General features: G+C 55.4%; 18 protein-coding genes and 1 tRNA gene. 9 read left to right on the top strand and 10 right to left on the bottom strand.

The genetic code is table 11. The features are described from left to right. Positions 1 to 64 precede the first annotated feature (64 nt). The 4 genes from cadB to AC6CWS_RS07910 form a co-directional block, all read right to left on the bottom strand. Entirely contained in the window at positions 65 to 1,399 is a 1,335-nt protein-coding gene (gene cadB, locus AC6CWS_RS07895; RefSeq protein WP_023288679.1) for a cadaverine/lysine antiporter, read from the bottom strand. A gap of 365 nt (positions 1,400 to 1,764) precedes the next feature. After that, the gene (gene cadC, locus AC6CWS_RS07900; protein ID WP_044521381.1) at positions 1,765 to 3,333 is read right to left on the bottom strand and encodes a lysine decarboxylation/transport transcriptional activator CadC; all 1,569 of its coding nucleotides are present in this window, start codon (positions 3,331 to 3,333) and stop codon (positions 1,765 to 1,767) included. A gap of 290 nt (positions 3,334 to 3,623) precedes the next feature. Next, on the bottom strand, positions 3,624 to 3,896 hold the full coding sequence (locus AC6CWS_RS07905; RefSeq protein WP_002892402.1) for a YdgH/BhsA/McbA family protein: 273 nt from the start codon (positions 3,894 to 3,896) through the stop codon (positions 3,624 to 3,626). A gap of 100 nt (positions 3,897 to 3,996) precedes the next feature. Continuing rightward, positions 3,997 to 4,917, bottom strand: a complete 921-nt coding sequence (locus AC6CWS_RS07910) for a Kdo(2)-lipid IV(A) acyltransferase (protein WP_065882796.1) — start codon at positions 4,915 to 4,917, stop codon at positions 3,997 to 3,999. A 508-nt stretch (positions 4,918 to 5,425) separates the two neighbouring features. Between AC6CWS_RS07910 and AC6CWS_RS07915 the strand changes: the two genes are divergently transcribed. Next, positions 5,426 to 6,292 (top strand): GNAT family N-acetyltransferase, encoded by an 867-nt coding sequence (locus tag AC6CWS_RS07915; protein ID WP_023288676.1) that lies wholly within the window; start codon positions 5,426 to 5,428, stop codon positions 6,290 to 6,292. A 72-nt stretch (positions 6,293 to 6,364) separates the two neighbouring features. On the opposite strand, the gene AC6CWS_RS07920 is transcribed toward AC6CWS_RS07915, so the two are convergent. Both AC6CWS_RS07920 and AC6CWS_RS07925 read right to left on the bottom strand, forming a co-directional pair. Next, complete coding sequence (locus AC6CWS_RS07920; RefSeq protein WP_065882797.1) at positions 6,365 to 7,669, bottom strand: citrate synthase; 1,305 nt, start codon at positions 7,667 to 7,669, stop codon at positions 6,365 to 6,367. Between the two features lie 45 nt (positions 7,670 to 7,714). Continuing rightward, positions 7,715 to 7,855, bottom strand: coding sequence for a hypothetical protein (locus AC6CWS_RS07925; RefSeq protein WP_032428644.1), 141 nt, complete (start codon positions 7,853 to 7,855; stop codon positions 7,715 to 7,717). 324 nt (positions 7,856 to 8,179) lie between these two features. Between AC6CWS_RS07925 and AC6CWS_RS07930 the strand changes: the two genes are divergently transcribed. Further along, positions 8,180 to 8,350, top strand: coding sequence for a hypothetical protein (locus AC6CWS_RS07930; protein WP_023288674.1), 171 nt, complete (start codon positions 8,180 to 8,182; stop codon positions 8,348 to 8,350). A 78-nt stretch (positions 8,351 to 8,428) separates the two neighbouring features. On the opposite strand, the gene uraH is transcribed toward AC6CWS_RS07930, so the two are convergent. From uraH to AC6CWS_RS07945, 3 genes are all read right to left on the bottom strand, one after another. After that, the gene (uraH, locus tag AC6CWS_RS07935) at positions 8,429 to 8,830 is read right to left on the bottom strand and encodes a hydroxyisourate hydrolase (protein WP_008805473.1); all 402 of its coding nucleotides are present in this window, start codon (positions 8,828 to 8,830) and stop codon (positions 8,429 to 8,431) included. A gap of 393 nt (positions 8,831 to 9,223) precedes the next feature. After that, positions 9,224 to 9,517 carry a hypothetical protein gene (locus tag AC6CWS_RS07940; protein ID WP_048296911.1) on the bottom strand — a complete coding sequence of 98 codons (294 nt, stop codon included), beginning with the start codon at positions 9,515 to 9,517 and terminating at the stop codon, positions 9,224 to 9,226. A gap of 370 nt (positions 9,518 to 9,887) precedes the next feature. Next, positions 9,888 to 9,964 (bottom strand) — tRNA-Arg (locus AC6CWS_RS07945). Between the two features lie 340 nt (positions 9,965 to 10,304). Here AC6CWS_RS07945 and folD point away from each other — a divergent pair. Both folD and ybcJ read left to right on the top strand, forming a co-directional pair. Further along, entirely contained in the window at positions 10,305 to 11,171 is an 867-nt protein-coding gene (folD, locus tag AC6CWS_RS07950; protein WP_004143017.1) for a bifunctional methylenetetrahydrofolate dehydrogenase/methenyltetrahydrofolate cyclohydrolase FolD, read from the top strand. A gap of 1 nt (position 11,172) precedes the next feature. Beyond that, positions 11,173 to 11,385, top strand: coding sequence for a ribosome-associated protein YbcJ (gene ybcJ, locus AC6CWS_RS07955; RefSeq protein WP_004143016.1), 213 nt, complete (start codon positions 11,173 to 11,175; stop codon positions 11,383 to 11,385). Between the two features lie 45 nt (positions 11,386 to 11,430). Here ybcJ and cysS read toward each other — a convergent pair whose 3' ends face one another. Continuing rightward, complete coding sequence (gene cysS / locus AC6CWS_RS07960; RefSeq protein ID WP_004204706.1) at positions 11,431 to 12,816, bottom strand: cysteine--tRNA ligase; 1,386 nt, start codon at positions 12,814 to 12,816, stop codon at positions 11,431 to 11,433. Between the two features lie 175 nt (positions 12,817 to 12,991). Between cysS and ppiB the strand changes: the two genes are divergently transcribed. The 5 genes from ppiB to purK all read left to right on the top strand — a co-directional run bounded on the left by ppiB (position 12,992) and on the right by purK (position 16,328). Continuing rightward, the gene (gene ppiB, locus AC6CWS_RS07965; protein WP_004151319.1) at positions 12,992 to 13,486 is read left to right on the top strand and encodes a peptidylprolyl isomerase B; all 495 of its coding nucleotides are present in this window, start codon (positions 12,992 to 12,994) and stop codon (positions 13,484 to 13,486) included. A gap of 3 nt (positions 13,487 to 13,489) precedes the next feature. After that, positions 13,490 to 14,212, top strand: a complete 723-nt coding sequence (gene lpxH / locus AC6CWS_RS07970) for a UDP-2,3-diacylglucosamine diphosphatase (RefSeq protein ID WP_065882798.1) — start codon at positions 13,490 to 13,492, stop codon at positions 14,210 to 14,212. A 107-nt stretch (positions 14,213 to 14,319) separates the two neighbouring features. Further along, positions 14,320 to 14,658, top strand: a complete 339-nt coding sequence (locus AC6CWS_RS07975) for a hypothetical protein (protein WP_065882799.1) — start codon at positions 14,320 to 14,322, stop codon at positions 14,656 to 14,658. Positions 14,659 to 14,754: 96 nt separating this feature from the next. Next, positions 14,755 to 15,264: a 5-(carboxyamino)imidazole ribonucleotide mutase gene (purE, locus tag AC6CWS_RS07980; RefSeq protein WP_004151322.1), complete on the top strand. Its 510-nt coding sequence runs from the start codon at positions 14,755 to 14,757 to the stop codon at positions 15,262 to 15,264. Further along, positions 15,261 to 16,328, top strand: a complete 1,068-nt coding sequence (gene purK / locus AC6CWS_RS07985) for a 5-(carboxyamino)imidazole ribonucleotide synthase (RefSeq protein ID WP_065882800.1) — start codon at positions 15,261 to 15,263, stop codon at positions 16,326 to 16,328. The genes purE and purK overlap by 4 nt, the downstream gene beginning before the upstream one ends. Positions 16,329 to 16,422 lie beyond the last annotated feature (94 nt).

The raw sequence follows: 16,422 nt of genomic DNA on the forward strand, positions 1-16,422 counted from the left end.
AGAAAGCCCCTCCCGTCGCGCTATGACAGGTGATGGAAGGAGCCTCAGGAAAAAGGGTTACTGATTAGTGCGCGTTAGCGGGGCTGTTGCTATCCGATGCGTTGCTCTGGCGCTGGTGCATTTTGCGGCCGTAGAACATCAGGATAATCAGGCTAACGATAAAGGTGCCGGCCAGTTCGAAGGAGCTTGCGCCCATCAGCGCGATGAAGCAGAACACGCAACCCAGTACCGAACAAATCAGGCTGACGAAGTTACGGATGTTGATGCCTTCGAAACGAATCAGGTCAACACAGGAGTAGAAGTAAGGCAGCATGGTCAGCAGTACTGCGATACCGGTCAGTTCGCCGAACAGGTCAGAAGCTTTACCACCGGCGGAGTTCATCAGGGTAATCAGCACCATCAGCGCGGTCATTTTCACCGCGGCCAGCAGCAGGCCTTTTTTCGGGATACCGTTGCTATCGACTTCGCCATACACTTTCGGGAAGTTGCCATCGTTGGCGGCACGCACACCCGCCTGGCCAACCAGCATCATCCACGAGCCCAGAGAAGTCAGGCAGGCGAAGGCGGTGAAAGCGGATACCATCGGCGCAGCCCAGCCGCCGAGGATGGTGGAGGCGCTAATCGCGAACGGCGCACCGGACGCTGCCATCTGAGAAGCAGGATACATACCCGCGATAACCTGAGTCGCGGCGATGTAGACGATACCGGCCATCGCGGTACCCAGCATGGTGGCCAGCGGCACGGTACGTTTCGGGTTTTTCACCATCCCGGTACTCACGGCGGCGGATTCTACGCCAACGAAGGCCCACAGGCAGAGCAGGATACTTTTGATGACCGCGTGGCTATCGGTGGTGCTGGAGGTGTTCCAGTTCGCCTGATAGGTAGCGACATCAAACCAGTGCCAGCCGACGACCGCGGTCATGACTACCGGAATAAGCACCAGCACCAGACCAATGGTGGTCAGACGGCTGACCCAGGTCCCGCCGAGCATATTAACGAAAGTAAAGATCCACACGATGGCAATACAGGCAATCCCTGCTGGCACCGGGTTATTTAAAATAGGGAAGAACGTAGACAGATAAGAAACTGCGGTAATCCCGATAGCCAGGTTACCAATCCAGTTTGCGTGATAATAAAGTACACCGGTCTGGAAACCGAATGCCGGAGATATTTCCCCTGCGTAAGCAATGGGACCACCCTGCTGCGGGTTTTTAGTGGCCAGTCGGGCATAAACATAAGCCAGAGACATCGCACCAATAATTGAAATTACCCAGCCCCAAATGGCAATACCACCGATGCTGGCCAGGTTCGCAGGTAATAATGCAATACCGCTCCCCATCATATTACCGGCGACGACACCGGTACAGGCAAATAGCCCGATCTTCTTGGCAGAACTCATGGTTGTTTTTCTCCTAAGTTTATTTGGGAGGTACAGATCATGATACAGAACCATTAATTGACCCGACCAACTGCCAACAAGATTACTGATTTGTACGAGATAAGTCCTAAAGATAAAGTGAAATAACAACAAACATCAGACAAATGATATTTTGACCTTTTTCGCTTAACATATAAACATGACAACAGGGTGTCAGAAAAAGATAAACATTGTTGTTTTACATGAACTTAGATGAGATGCGATGTGTTGCTGAACTGTTATTCAAAGCCTCCTCAATGCTAAATATAAATAACAACAGGAGGCTTCATGAGAAACATAAATTTAACCTCACCATGCCAAAAACCTTTCACATGATGAGGGTTTACTTATTCTGAAGAGAGGAAATTATCGAGATACGGAACAACCCGGTTGACCGACGTCTGGAAAACTCCGTTTTCAATCCAGTACAATGTATCTCCACCGGGTCGTAAATTAAACGCCGTAATGTAAGAATCCGCTGCCAGTCGGTTCTCACCTTTCATCTCATAGACTTTGCCTAACAGCACATAATTCAGCCACGACATCTCTAAATCGATCGCATGGTTAATCGCTGTGTTCGCTTCGTCAACTTTTCCCTTTCCCAGCAAATCCACTGCGTTTATTTGATAATAAATCGCCATATCTTTTATACCCGGCATCTCCCCTACCCGCTCAACTTCGCTGTAAAGGGCTGCCAGCTGTTTATCATCCAGCGGCTGTTGCGAATGGCGTAATACATCTACCAGCGTTTTTTCGGCATACGCGTAAATAAAATCAGGCGCCCGCTTAATCACATCATCCAGCAGGCTGCTGGCCTTGCTTAATGAATCAACATCGCCCTTCATTAACAGCTGATGCGACTGGTAGAAATAGGTTAACGCCACGCTTTGCGAGGGCTGATATTGCCTGAGCATCGCCTGCATTCGCGCCGGCCACGGCTGCGCCAGCGCGTCCGACAGGCTGTTCATCAGATCGTTCTGGATGGTGAGCTGGTTGTCATTGGTCACAAAGTAGCGCTTATCGAGCATCGTCGAGCTGTCGGCGTTATCCACCAGCTGGACCGACATAAAGCATTGCTGCGCCCGGTAGTGGCGCTGATTGACGAATTCAATGGTCAGCGTTTTACCGGAACTGCTCGGCTCATTGATGTTGTAGTCTGTTTTGTCATGCACCATAAAGGTCGAGAAGGTGTTCAGCGAGGTGGTGATCAGGCTGGCCAGGCCGACCGCGTAGGAATGCTGCGAAGACCAGTTGGTGCAGGAGTTACCATTGACCAGGTGGATATCGATATCGCGCGGGTTGAGTAGCAGGCGCGCCTTGTTGACCGGCGGCCGCGATTCCATGCTCGACAGCGCCACCAGCGCCACGCAGGTGCCCAGCGCCAGCAGAAACAGCCCCCACACCAGGGCGGTGGTGAGCCGTTTACGCACTGACGGCGCGCTGGCACCTGTCGGCGCGGGAGCTGGCGCGGCGGGATCGGCGGTGGAGATGGGCGCGTCCGGCGGCGCACCGGCGGCCGGCGGCGCGGGAGCGGCGACCGATGGCGAAGGCGTCAGCGCCTCCATCTGCGGGGCGAGTTCCTCCCCCTCTTCGGTGCACCAGATCACCGGCACCGTGAGCTTATACCCCCGTTTGGGTACCGTCGCGATGTACTCAAGGCTAACGTCGTCGCCGTCTTTGAGCGACTTGCGCAGTTCGGAAATACTCTGCGTGACGACGTGGCTGGTCACAACGTTCCGGGTCCAGACGTTTTCGATAAGCTCGTCCCGGCTAAGCACTTCCCCCGGATGGCGAGCAAAAAAGACCAGAAGGTCGATTAAACGCGGTTCAAGGGTAAGCTGGCGCCCCTTCCTGCTGATTTGGTTTACAGAGGGGGTTACCAGCCATTCACCGACGCGAACAACAGGTTGTAGCATACAAGAAAGCCCCAGACAAAAAGGGAAAGGCGCGATGATAACACATTTGTCCTACCTATTTTTGCCAGGGGTCACTCCCTCAGGCATTAGGCTGGAATTCGCCTTTTAGCGACAATAAAAAGCAATATTTCATTAACATCGTGATCATCAAAACTATATATAGCGATAAAAATGCGTTTTCGCTGTCGCTTAGCCGGTGGAACGCGGGCGGCGGAAAAAAAATAAGCCCGGAGGCGTAACGCGCTCCAGGCTCAGTCAGTGGCGTGCCGTTACGGCAGCGGCACAATCGATTATTTATACACTTCCGCTGTGGCTTCAAAGTTAGGGCCATGCTCACGCGCAGCAGTAATCACGTAGTACTTTCCGCCTTTCTCATCGGCCAGCTTAGAGAGCTGATCGTGCAGATCGGAGGGCGAAGAGAACTCACCGCCGGACGGCCCCACCGAGATCGGTCCGACCTTGGTCAGTTTGAAGTGTTTCACTTCTTCTTTGGTGATCAACTGCGCGGCGGAGGCGCCAAATGCAACGGCTGAAAGGGCTAACGCGACTATCACTTTTTTCATCCTAAAATCTCCTTGGAATAGGCCTTCAGTCAGGCCCTTTCAGTATAGACGGCGATTTACTAAGCGTGCTACCGATGCGCTGATTTTTTGGCCGCAGCGTTTAGTAACGCGGCGGTACCCCTTCCGGGCGGGTCTTAAAACGCCGGTGCAGCCACATATATTGCTCGGGCGCCATCAGGATGCACTGTTCGATAATCTGGTTCATCCACGCCGCCGTCGCCTCGGCGCTTGCCAGCGGCGGCGTGCGCTCCGGCGTCAGGGAGATCAATTCATATCCCCTACCGTTGGGCTTGCGTCGGGGAACAAACGGCACAATCGTCGCCCCGGACATTTTCGCCAGCATCCAGGTGCCGGTGGTGGTCGCCGCCTGCTCGACGGCAAACAGCGGCGCAAAAACGCTGCTGGCCGGGCCGTAATCATGATCCGGCGCGTACCAGAGGATCTCCCCCTCTTTTAGCGCCCTGACCATCCCTTTCAGATTTTTTCGATCCAGCATGGTCTTGTTCGAGCGCAAGCGTCCCCAGGTCTGCAGCCAGTCAATCAGCGGGTTATCATTGGGCCGGTAGACGCCGATGCCCGGGGTAAACATGCCATACATCCGCGCCCCCATCTCGAGGGTGAGAAAATGAATGCCGATCAGTAAGATGCCCTGCTTTTGTTCGAGGAGGTCGACCACCTCGTTCACGCCGCTGGTCTCGGTCCAGCGCGCCACCCGGTGCGTCGGCCAGAACCAGGCCATGCCGGTCTCCATCAGCCCCATGCCCAACGATTCAAAGTTTTTCACCAGCAGCGCCTCACGCTCGGCGACGCTCATCGCGGGAAAACAGAGTTCCAGATTACGTCTGGCAATCCGCGCGCGACTTTTCATCACCCGCATTGCCAGCCGCCCGAGCGCCGTGCCCAGTCGGTAGATCACCGGATACGGTAATTGCACCAGTAGCCATAACAAGCCAATTCCCAGCCATAATAGCCAGTAACGCGGGTGCAATAGCGCGCGGGAAAATTTGGGTAAATTTGACATAGTAATCCTGTTAATTCACTCAATAATAGCTGAGCAAAAACCGCGAAATAAAGTAGCGGATCCTGCAGGTTATATTTTTCCAATTCGTGCGGTAATACTCAGTCACAAAGCGCGTTATTATAAGCCGATTCCATGATAATTTCAGCCCTTGCGCTGGGGTTACTCTCGTATTAGACACTTAGCGTAAAATTTCCTGATTTGTGCATAAATAAATAAACCTAACCTCTACGACGCGGCCGATTGCCGATAAAATCGCCAGTGCCTTATCCTCAGCCTCTCGCTCAATGCTTTTTTACTCACGCTTTATTATGGCGATAGCCAACGCAAACAGGCCGTTTCGCCCGGTCTAACATGGCCAGCATGCGGTTATTTGTGACTCGGGCAAAGGTTAAGCATCGCCAATGCGGATCCTTTTCCCAGATATGCTACGTTTACAGCGCTCATTCGACGCAAGTGCCTTTGCCGACGTCGTCGCTTTCAGAAGCCATAGTGAGAAGGAACTATGACAATGAATTATCAATTAGTGAAGCAAGTCAGAGAAAATAACACATTAAGAAAAAGCTTCATTGACCTTGCCGTTAAGACTTTCGACCTGTCTTTTGAAGAGTGGTATCAACAAGGTTACTGGACTGACGCCTATATCCCCTACGCCTTTGTCGAACGTAATAAAATTATCGCTAACGCCTCGGCCAACATCATCGATCTGCGCTGGCAGGGCGAACCCCGGCGTTATATTCAGATTGGCACCGTGATGACCGAACCGGACCATCGTAATAAGGGATTAGCCGGTCAGCTTATCCATCACATCCTGCAGGACTGGCAGCAGGAGGCAGACGCCTTCTTTTTATTTGCCAATCCCACCACGGTGGATTTTTACCCCAAATTTGGTTTCACCCGCAGCGAAGAGCATCAATATATTATGCCGGTCTCTCCGCGCGCCGGTGATTTTCGCAAGCTGGATATGGACCGCGCGGACGATGTCGCCCTGCTCCGCCATTACTATGAAAAATCCAACCCGTTCTCACCGCTGCGGGTGGAGCACAACTTTGGCCTGCTGATGTTTTACTGCTCCGCCTTTATGAAGCATTTCGTTTACTATTCGGCAAAAAATGAGGCGGTGGTTATCGCCATGCAAAACGGCCCGGTGCTGATCTGCTTTGACCTGTTCTGCGACACGGGCAAAAGCCTGTCGACGCTGGTCAACGAGCTGGCCGATGACCATGTTTACCAGGCCATCCTCGGTTTTACCCCCAATGAAGACCGGCTCGGCGAGTACGAGAAGATTGAGGGGGAAGATATCCTCTTTGTCTATGACCACAAGGAAAACCTGTTTAAAGACAGGAAGTTGATGTTTCCTTTACTGGCGCATGCCTGACGGCGCCGCGCCGTCAGGCCGATCAGTTATAGGTCACCACGAAGGTCGCGCTGGCGTTCGCCTCGCCCGCTGTCAACGCGAGCCGGTCGGCGGCTCGCCGCGCCGTGAGACGTAATCCCGATAGTCCTCGCCAACATAAATCTGCCGTGGCCGGTAGATGGTCAGCGGCGCCTGGTGCATCTCGTTCCAGTGCGCCACCCAGCCGACCGTCCGTCCGACCGCGGTGACCACCGCAAACATCGACGAAGGCAGATTCATCGCCTTGAGGATCACCGCGGTATAAAAATCCACGCTCGGCGACAGGCCATTTTCCACAAAGTAGGGGTCGGTCAGCGCCACGTCCTCAAGGGCCATCGCCACCTGCAGCAGACGGTCGGACATTCCTACCTCCGCCAGTACCCGATGGCTGGTTTCACGCAGGATATCGGCGCGCGGGTCGCGGTGACGGTAGCGTGAGTTGCCAAAACCGAGGCGGCGAAATGCCTGCGGGTCGCGTTTTGCCTGACGCAGAAACGCCGGAACCTGATCGACGCTTTCAATCTCTTCCAGCATCCGCATGCTCGACTCATTGGCGCCGCCGTGCATCGGTCCCCACAGCGACGCTAGCCCGGCGGCGACGCAGGCGAATAAGTTCGCCCCGGAGGAGCCCGCCGCGCGCACCGTGGTGGTGGAGGCGCACTGCCCGTGATCGGCATGCAGGACCAGGATCTGGTTCATCGCCTGTTCGATGACCGGATTGAGGACGTATTTCTCGGCCGGGATAGCAAACAGCATCTGCAGGAAATTGCCGGCATAGGAGAGATCGTTGCGCGGATACGCGGCGGGTTGTTCAATGGTGTACTTGTAGCTCATGGCGGCGATAGTGGGCATTTTCGACAGCAGCCGCGTGGCGGCCAGCGCCCGGTGCTCCGGATTTTCCACATCCAGGACATCATGATAGAACGCCGCCAGCGCCCCCACCAGGGCACACATCAGCGCCATCGGGTGCGAATCGCGACGAAAGCCGCTGCACATGCGGGCTATCTGCTCATGCACCAGGGTATGGCGGGTGATGGTTTCGCGAAACGTTTGATAGCTGGCCTCATCCGGCGCGTCGCCCCGCAGCATAATGTACGCCACCTCGAGAAAATCACACTGGCGGGCCAGCTGGTCCACCGGATAGCCGCGGTGCAGCAGCACGCTGTTTTCCGTATCGATCCACGAGATCGCCGACTGGCATCCGGCGGTGTTGGCGAAGCCGGGGTCGTAGCTGCAGAATCCGGACTGATTCAGCTCGCGTATGTCGACCCCCACGTGGCCCCGGCTTCCCGGCACCTGCGGCAGGGTGATGGGCGTCGGTTGCCCGGCAATAGAAAGCGTTAACGGTGTGGTGCTCATCCTGTCAGTTCCCCCAGCAGCTTATCAGCGACCTGAAGTCATTCTTCAGGCGGAAAGACCAACATAACCAATGTGATGCAGCTTATTCATTGATGTCATCACTATAACGCTGACAAAGAGGATATTTTGCTGGCCTTCCCGGGGAAACAGGCCGTCTTTCCCCACCCCACCGCTGGATAGCGGCACAAATCGCCAAGGATAAAGGCGATCAGCGCTGTCAAAATTTACGCTGAGTAAAGAAAGGATGAAGAGGAGCTACCATGAATTTTGTGCTGTCGATGACCCTCATCTGCATCGCTATCGCCTGGCTGATGATGAGCCTGCTGCCGGTGTAGACGCAGCGCTAACCGCCACGCCAGTGGCCTGGATAACGCCTCATTCAATGGATTTCCGCCGTGGTCTTCGCCTCTGAAGTTTCAGCAGAGTCATACAAGAGGTACTGGTTGCATATCAGGCTGTTGCGGTTTCCCGGCGAGGGGTAGGCTAAAGGCCCACTGTTAAGGAGGTGATATGTCTGGACTGATCAACCCACATGCGGCCCCGGAAGAAGCAGCCTATGCGCTGATAATTGAGCTCGTTCGCGCCCAGCGCGTGCCGCAATATGAAGGCGATATTTCCGGCCTGCTGGCGATGTACGACGAAGCCGTTAACCATTTTAAAGAGAAAGAGACCAAGCGTTAGGCGTGGGCGTCGTTGTGCAGGGGAAGGGTGACGCCTGCGGGAGACGCGCAGGCGTTGGCTGGATAACGGCTTGAGTTATCAGCTGCCGCGGTAGGTAGAGTATCCGTACTGACTGAGCAGCAGCGGGATATGCAGTTTTTGATTTTGCTTTGTGACATTGAAAATAACCGGAACCACCGGGAAGAACGTATTCATGTTTTGGCTTTTAAAATAGTCACCGGTTTTAAACGTCACTTTATACACCCCCGGCTCCATATTTTCCGCCTGCGGATAGAGCGATTTAATCCGCCCATCGGCATCCGTTTTGCCGGTGGCGATATGCTGCCAGCTCTCCCCTTGCTGCTTATCCAGCTCAATCTGCACTCCCGGCGAAGGGAGCCCGGTTTGCTGATTAAGAATGTGTACGCTGAGCGTGCCCTCTGGCGCCGCCAGCGCGCTGAAGCTGAGCAGGGAAATTACGGAGGCGATAACTAATTTCATAATCGTGACCTTTTGGGCAAGTGAAAGTGCCCTAACTATAGTCAGCGCGGCGGGGAAAAAAATTAAACTTTTTGTTATCAGATTGCGGTGATGGGGACTGTCTCCATACACAACACGCCAAACCGGTTTTGTCGTGAGAAGAGGAAGTGTCTTATGTGTAAGTAACCCCGTGCTCTGCGTAACAGGATACGGGGCACTTAAACTGTCAGAGAGGGGAAATAGATTAGCTCGGGTCAAATATCACAAGGTTAAAGAATATACGCCGTGGCCTCTCCCCCCTCTAACAGAACAGTGCTCACTGAAAATGGCCTGCCGTATTCGAAATAATCATTTAATATTATTTAAACGACTATTCCAGTGGAAATAATCACCTGGCGCAGATATTAATTATTATCATTGATTCTCTTGTCGCCACGCCTTCACCATCTCCTTTGTTACCTCTTTCTTGTAGCAAATGGGTGAATACCCACCCGCTTTGCTCCAGGCACTGCGGCCACCGCACGAGCTGCCGTTCCGCGCGGTATTGAAGGGACAGGCACAGGTGCCGGGGTAGGATGCGACAGAGTCATCAATAATTCTTTGCCTGACCTGATCATCGCTTAAGGCATTCGATTTGGCGATAGAAATATCTGATGCAAAGACAAACACAACAGCGAATACGGAGATGGTGACGAATTTGATGTTCATTTGGATCTTTCCAGGTCGAAGATGAACATCGAGGGTATGCTTTCAAAAAGCATTGAATATTGATCTTTAGCAACTGTCATTCGCGCCAGCTTAAAATGCGATACCTAGCCCCGGTAGCATAAATTAAAGTTATGAAGAGTGTTAGCCTGTTTATTATTTGCCTGCACACATTTTAATGCAGAGGAAATATTTTTCAGAAAATGAAATTAATCAATAAGGTGACCAGATTACGGAAAATCGCTATCCAGGATACTAACGTGTGAGACGCTAGCTCCAAGACAATGACGCCTTTTTTGCCGCCAGCGACACAAAGATGACACAGAGAGGAAAATAGTCTGGATGAAGATTGGTATAACGTTTTGATTCAAAATGGCACGCCCTACAGGATTCGAACCTGTGACCTACGGCTTAGAAGGCCGTTGCTCTATCCAGCTGAGCTAAGGGCGCCCTGAGAAGCGAGTGCTTCGCGGAGTGAAACGCCTGGAATTATACGGTCCACGTCGGTTGAGTCAATCCATTTTGCCAGGAAACTGCGGGGCTTATACGACGCTGGCGAAATATCCTCCGCCAACTGTACAAGAAGCATACCACCGGGGCTCTTACGCCAGTAAATCGACTGAGTGGCCAGGCGCAATACACCAATAACCATGCAATGAAAAGGGTCAAAAACCGGCTAAATTTGCCCCAGACAGGATAAAACAGCAAACGAGGACTGACAGCGAGGCCGGCTTCTGACAAAATATCCTCATCCCCCTTTCGTAAAGATACAGATGGAATCCTCTCTCTGATGGCAGCAAAAATTATTGACGGTAAAACGATTGCGCAGCAGGTACGCTCTGAGGTTGCGGAAAAAGTGAAGGCTCGCGTTGCGGCCGGAAAACGCGCCCCTGGGCTGGCCGTCGTGCTGGTCGGCAGCAACCCGGCCTCGCAGATTTATGTCGGCAGCAAGCGCAAAGCATGTGAAGAAGTGGGCTTCGTCTCCCGCTCTTACGATCTCCCGGAAACCACCAGCGAAGCCGAGCTGCTGGAGCTTATCGACACCCTGAATGCCGATAAGACCATCGACGGTATTCTGGTTCAGCTGCCCCTGCCGGCAGGGATCGATAACGTCAAAGTTCTCGAGCGCATCGCGCCGGATAAAGACGTCGACGGCTTCCATCCTTACAACGTTGGCCGCCTGTGCCAGCGGGCGCCGCGCCTGCGTCCGTGCACCCCGCGCGGTATCGTGACGCTGCTGGAGCGCTACAATATCGACACCTACGGCCTGAATGCGGTGGTCATTGGCGCGTCCAATATCGTCGGCCGCCCGATGAGCATGGAGCTGCTGCTGGCCGGCTGCACCACCACCGTCACCCACCGCTTTACCAAAAACCTGCGCCATCATGTCGAAAACGCCGACCTGCTGATCGTCGCGGTGGGTAAACCGGGCTTTATTCCTGGCGAATGGATCAAAGAAGGGGCGATTGTGGTCGATGTCGGCATTAACCGTCTGGAAAGCGGCAAAGTGGTCGGCGACGTGGTGTATGAAGATGCCGCTGAACGCGCATCCTACATCACCCCAGTGCCCGGCGGCGTTGGCCCGATGACCGTCGCCACCCTGATTCAGAACACGCTGCAGGCGTGCGAAGAGTACCACGACGTTGAGGAGGCCTGAGATGGCGACATTTTCCTTAGGAAAACACCCGCACGTTGAGCTGTGCGATCTGCTGAAGCTGGAAGGCTGGAGCGAAAGCGGCGCCCAGGCGAAGATCGCCATCGCCGACGGGCTGGTAAAAGTCGACGGCGCGGTGGAAACCCGCAAACGCTGCAAAATCGTCGCCGGTCAGACGGTGAGCTTTGAAGGCCAGAGCGTAACCGTCACGGCCTGACCGCGAAAAGGAAAACTCCCGCTTAAGCGGGCGTTTTTTTATGACTTACTTCCGGCGCCAGGTGGTGCCCTGCGGGCCATCTTCCAGCACGATCCCCATCTCGTTAAGACGATCGCGCGCCGCATCCGCCGCCGCCCAGTCTTTCGCTTTACGCGCGTCCAGACGCTGCTGGATAAGCGATTCAATTTCCGCCACTTCCGCGTCGTCAGCCTGCGCGCCGCTCTGCAGGAAGGCGTCCGGCTCCTGCTCCAGCAGCCCCAGCACCGACGCAAGCTTACGCAGGTGGGCCGCCATGGCGTTCGCCGCGGCCGCGTCCTCGGTTTTCAGGCGGTTTACTTCGCGCGCCATATCGAACAGCACCGAGTAGGCTTCCGGGGTGTTGAAGTCATCGTCCATCGCCTCGATAAAGCGTGCTTCGAAGGCTTCGCCGCCCGCCGCGTCGACGGATTTGTCGGTCCCGCGCAGCGCGGTGTACAGACGCTCCAGCGCCGAGCGCGCCTGCTTGAGGTTCTCTTCGCTGTAGTTCAGCTGGCTGCGATAGTGGCCGGACATCAGGAAGTAGCGAATGGTTTCCGCATCGTAATACTTCAGCACGTCGCGGACGGTAAAGAAGTTGCCCAGCGATTTCGACATCTTCTCGCGGTCGACCATCACCATGCCGGAGTGCATCCAGTAGTTAACGTACTCGCCGTCATGGGCGCAGGTGGACTGAGCGATTTCGTTTTCGTGATGCGGGAACATCAGATCGGAACCGCCGCCGTGGATGTCAAAATGGTTGCCCAGCTGTTTGCAGTTCATCGCCGAGCACTCGATATGCCAGCCCGGACGGCCCGCGCCCCACGGCGACGGCCAGCTTGGCTCGCCCTCTTTCGACATCTTCCACAGAACGAAGTCCATCGGGTTACGCTTGACGTCAACCACGTCGACGCGCGCCCCCGCCTGCAGCTGATCGAGATCCTGACGCGACAGCAAACCGTAGTTCGGGTCCGTCGGCACATCGAACATCACGTCGCCATTATCCGCCACATAGGCATGGCCTTTGGCGATCAGCTGCTCGGTAATCTCGATGATTTCCGCAATATGATGCGTCGCGCGCGGCTCGCTGTCGGGACGCAAAATATTCAGGGCGTCAAAATCCTTGTGCATTTCGGCGATCATCCGATCGACCAGCGCGACAAAGCTTTCGCCGTTTTCATTAGCGCGCTTAATGATTTTGTCATCGATATCGGTGATATTGCGCACGTACTTCAGCTTATAGCCGAGAAAACGCAGATAACGCGCCACAACGTCAAAGGAGACGAAGGTACGCCCATGGCCGATGTGACAGAGATCGTAAACGGTAATACCACACACGTACATGCCGACTTCCCCGGCATGGATAGGTTTAAATTCCTCTTTCTGGCGCGTCAGTGTATTAAAAATTTTTAACATCGAAGATTCCGTGTAGACGTGTGTGGGTAATGAAGCCTCTATAATACCCATAATTCACACAGGACGCAGCACACATTGCAAGGTGCATCGACCCCCGCGGTTATGCTATAACACCCCCCTATATCTCACCCGACACCGGGTGCTGGCACCACACTCATCGGAACAGGATGCAAAAATGGTTACTTTCCACACCAATCATGGCGATATCGTAATCAAAACGTTTGACGACAAAGCGCCGGAAACAGTTAAAAACTTCCTGGACTACTGCCGCGAAGGTTTCTACGACAACACCATTTTCCACCGTGTTATCAACGGTTTCATGATTCAGGGCGGCGGTTTTGAACCTGGCATGAAACAAAAAGCGACCAAATCTCCGATTCAGAACGAAGCGAACAACGGTCTGAAAAACACCCGCGGCACGCTGGCGATGGCCCGTACTCAGGCGCCGCACTCTGCAACCGCGCAGTTCTTCATCAACGTGGTTGACAACGACTTCCTGAACTTCTCCGGCGAAAGCCTGCAGGGCTGGGGCTACTGCGTCTTCGCGGAAGTGGTTGAAGGCATGGACGTGGTTGATAAAATCAAAGCGGTTGCCACCGGCCGCAGCGGCATGCACCAGGATGTGCCGAAAGACGATGTGATCATCAAAAGCGTCACCGTCAGCGAGTAATTCGTGGCGACACTTTTTATTGCAGATTTGCACCTGCAAACAGAAGAACCGGCGATCACCGCCGGTTTTCTGCGTTTTTTACAGGGGGAAGCCCGTCAGGCGGACGCCCTGTATATCCTTGGCGATCTGTTCGAGGCATGGATCGGCGATGACGATCCGAACCCGTTGCATCAGCAAATCGCTACGGCAATCAAAGCCGTCGTCGACGCCGGCGTGCCCTGCTACTTCATTCACGGCAACCGCGATTTTCTCGTCGGCCAGCGCTTCGCCCGCCAGAGCGGGATGATCCTGCTCGCCGAAGAAGAGCGACTGGACCTCTATGGCCGTGAAGTCTTGATTATGCATGGCGACACGCTGTGCACCGATGACCCGGGCTATCTGGCGTTTCGCGCGAAAGTCCACACCCCGTGGATCCAGCGCCTGTTCCTCGCCCTGCCGCTGTTTATCCGCCGCCGTATCGCCGCCCGCATGCGCGCCGACAGCAAAGCCGCCAACAGCAGCAAATCAATGGAAATTATGGATGTGAATCCGCAGGCGGTGGTTGACGCGATGGAGCGGCATCACGTGCAGTGGCTGATCCACGGCCATACCCATCGCCCGGCGGTCCATGACCTGATGGCCAACGGCCAGCCCGCATGGCGCGTGGTGCTTGGCGCCTGGCACAGCGAAGGATCGATGGTCAAGGTGACACCGGACGACGTCGAACTGATCCACTTCCCGTTCTAATTCCTGCGCGAGCATAATTCCGAAACCGCCTTTTGCCCGGGCGGAGGTATGCGCCTCCCGGCATTCCGCATGCTAGTCTTCCTCGACATCACTCTCAAGGAACGAGCATGAACAGGAAAAAGTGGAGCCAGCCGCTGATCTGGGGAATGATCATCGCGCTCCTCAATCCGTTAGGGATAAGCTATATCGCCTTAATCGGCGTCGCTCTCGGCAACACGCTGACGTTTGTCTGGTGTGCGATGCTGGCGTGGGCTATTTATTTCTATGCCATTTATTTGCTCTGCACCCGCCCTCACGAGAGCCGGTCAGTACAGATCTTTTTACTGATGATGGGCACCCTGATGCTCCCCTGGGGGCTCGTGCTGCTTATCACCTGTATCATGAATGAGAGAAGTGTCGATAAGCCGCGATCGCCGTCCTCGATAAGCGAGACAAAAGACGGCTAACCATGCGCACGCAACCGTTTTCCTTGCCGGCAGTTCATGCTATTCTCTGTGGCCTCTAAAGCAGTGTGAAACACACCCACAGGAGTTTTAAGACGCATGTCTTCCCGCAATAATTCGGCGCGTATCGCCATCGTGATGGGGTCCAAAAGCGACTGGGCTACCATGCAGTTTACCGCAGAAATCCTTGATGCCCTGAACGTTCCGTACCATGTCGAAGTGGTCTCCGCCCATCGCACGCCCGATAAGCTGTTTAGCTTCGCTGAAAGCGCCGAAAGCCACGGTTATCAGGTGATTATTGCAGGGGCAGGCGGCGCGGCGCATCTGCCGGGCATGATTGCGGCGAAAACCCTGGTGCCGGTGCTCGGCGTACCGGTTCAGAGCGCGGCCTTAAGCGGTGTCGACAGCCTCTACTCCATTGTGCAGATGCCGCGCGGTATTCCGGTCGGTACCCTGGCCATCGGCAAAGCCGGGGCTGCAAACGCCGGTCTGCTCGCCGCGCAGATCCTCGCCCAGCATGATGCTGAACTCCACCAGCGCCTGAGCGCCTGGCGTCAGGCGCAAACCGATGAAGTGCTGGATAACCCGGACCCGCGGGGTGCGGCATGAAACAGGTATGCGTGCTCGGTAACGGCCAGTTAGGCCGTATGCTGCGCCAGGCCGGCGAGCCGCTGGGTATCGCCGTCTGGCCGGTGGGGCTGGAAGCCGATCCGGAAGCGGTGCCGTTCCAGCAGAGCGTCATCACCGCAGAAATTGAACGCTGGCCGGAAACCGCCCTCACCCGCGAGCTGGCCCGCCACCCGGCGTTCGTCAACCGCGACGTCTTCCCGATTATCGCCGATCGCCTGACGCAAAAGCAGCTGTTCGATAAGCTGGGCCTCGCCACTGCCCCGTGGCAGCTGCTGGCGGATAAAAGCGAGTGGCCGGCGGTGTTTGCCCGCCTTGGCGAACTGGCGATCGTTAAGCGTCGCGTCGGCGGCTACGACGGCCGTGGCCAGTGGCGTCTGCGGGAAAACGAGATCGATCAGCTACCGGACGATAACTACGGCGAGTGCATCGTCGAGCAGGGGATTAACTTCTCCGGGGAAGTGTCGCTGGTAGGCGCCCGCGCCCAGGACGGCAGCACCGTCTTCTACCCGCTGACCCGCAACCTGCATCAGGACGGTATTCTGCGCGCCAGCGTCGCCTTCCCGCAGGCCAATGCCCGCCAGCAGGCGCAAGCGGAAAGCATGCTGACGGCGATCATGAACGAGCTGAACTACGTCGGCGTGATGGCGATGGAGTGCTTCGTCACCGCCGAGGGGCTGCTGATCAACGAGCTGGCGCCGCGCGTACACAACAGCGGCCACTGGACGCAAAATGGCGCCTCCATCAGCCAGTTTGAGCTGCATCTGCGAGCGATGACCGACCTTCCTCTGCCGCCGCCGGTGGTTAACAGCCCGTCGGTGATGATCAACCTGATCGGCACCGATCTCAATTACGACTGGCTGAAGCTGCCGCTGGTCCACCTGCACTGGTACGATAAAGAGGTGCGCCAGGGTCGTAAAGTCGGCCACCTGAACCTGACCGACAGCGATACAGACCGTCTGAGCGCGACGCTGGAAGCGTTGAAGCCGCTGCTGCCAGCGGAATACGCCAGCGGTATCGTCTGGGCGCAGGCGCAGCTCAGCTAAGCCCTTCGTGCCGGGGATTTGATCTATCCCCTTCCCCGGCACACCTTGAGGCGCGTACAATCCCCCCCTTGCTGTAAAGCCCATTTCTGTTTTG

The organism is Klebsiella sp. M041, from assembly GCF_059759695.1.

What these genes read in the sequence shown, in the direction of transcription:
- cadB (WP_023288679.1), bottom strand. Translation starts at nt 1,399, where the DNA reads ATGAGTTCTGCCAAGAAGATCGGGCTATTTGCCTGTACCGGTGTCGTC.
- cadC (WP_044521381.1), bottom strand. Translation starts at nt 3,333, where the DNA reads ATGCTACAACCTGTTGTTCGCGTCGGTGAATGGCTGGTAACCCCCTCT.
- AC6CWS_RS07905 (WP_002892402.1), bottom strand. Translation starts at nt 3,896, where the DNA reads ATGAAAAAAGTGATAGTCGCGTTAGCCCTTTCAGCCGTTGCATTTGGC.
- AC6CWS_RS07910 (WP_065882796.1), bottom strand. Translation starts at nt 4,917, where the DNA reads ATGTCAAATTTACCCAAATTTTCCCGCGCGCTATTGCACCCGCGTTAC.
- AC6CWS_RS07915 (WP_023288676.1), top strand. Translation starts at nt 5,426, where the DNA reads ATGAATTATCAATTAGTGAAGCAAGTCAGAGAAAATAACACATTAAGA.
- AC6CWS_RS07920 (WP_065882797.1), bottom strand. Translation starts at nt 7,669, where the DNA reads ATGAGCACCACACCGTTAACGCTTTCTATTGCCGGGCAACCGACGCCC.
- AC6CWS_RS07930 (WP_023288674.1), top strand. Translation starts at nt 8,180, where the DNA reads ATGTCTGGACTGATCAACCCACATGCGGCCCCGGAAGAAGCAGCCTAT.
- uraH (WP_008805473.1), bottom strand. Translation starts at nt 8,830, where the DNA reads ATGAAATTAGTTATCGCCTCCGTAATTTCCCTGCTCAGCTTCAGCGCG.
- AC6CWS_RS07940 (WP_048296911.1), bottom strand. Translation starts at nt 9,517, where the DNA reads ATGAACATCAAATTCGTCACCATCTCCGTATTCGCTGTTGTGTTTGTC.
- folD (WP_004143017.1), top strand. Translation starts at nt 10,305, where the DNA reads ATGGCAGCAAAAATTATTGACGGTAAAACGATTGCGCAGCAGGTACGC.
- ybcJ (WP_004143016.1), top strand. Translation starts at nt 11,173, where the DNA reads ATGGCGACATTTTCCTTAGGAAAACACCCGCACGTTGAGCTGTGCGAT.
- cysS (WP_004204706.1), bottom strand. Translation starts at nt 12,816, where the DNA reads ATGTTAAAAATTTTTAATACACTGACGCGCCAGAAAGAGGAATTTAAA.
- ppiB (WP_004151319.1), top strand. Translation starts at nt 12,992, where the DNA reads ATGGTTACTTTCCACACCAATCATGGCGATATCGTAATCAAAACGTTT.
- AC6CWS_RS07975 (WP_065882799.1), top strand. Translation starts at nt 14,320, where the DNA reads ATGAACAGGAAAAAGTGGAGCCAGCCGCTGATCTGGGGAATGATCATC.
- purE (WP_004151322.1), top strand. Translation starts at nt 14,755, where the DNA reads ATGTCTTCCCGCAATAATTCGGCGCGTATCGCCATCGTGATGGGGTCC.
- purK (WP_065882800.1), top strand. Translation starts at nt 15,261, where the DNA reads ATGAAACAGGTATGCGTGCTCGGTAACGGCCAGTTAGGCCGTATGCTG.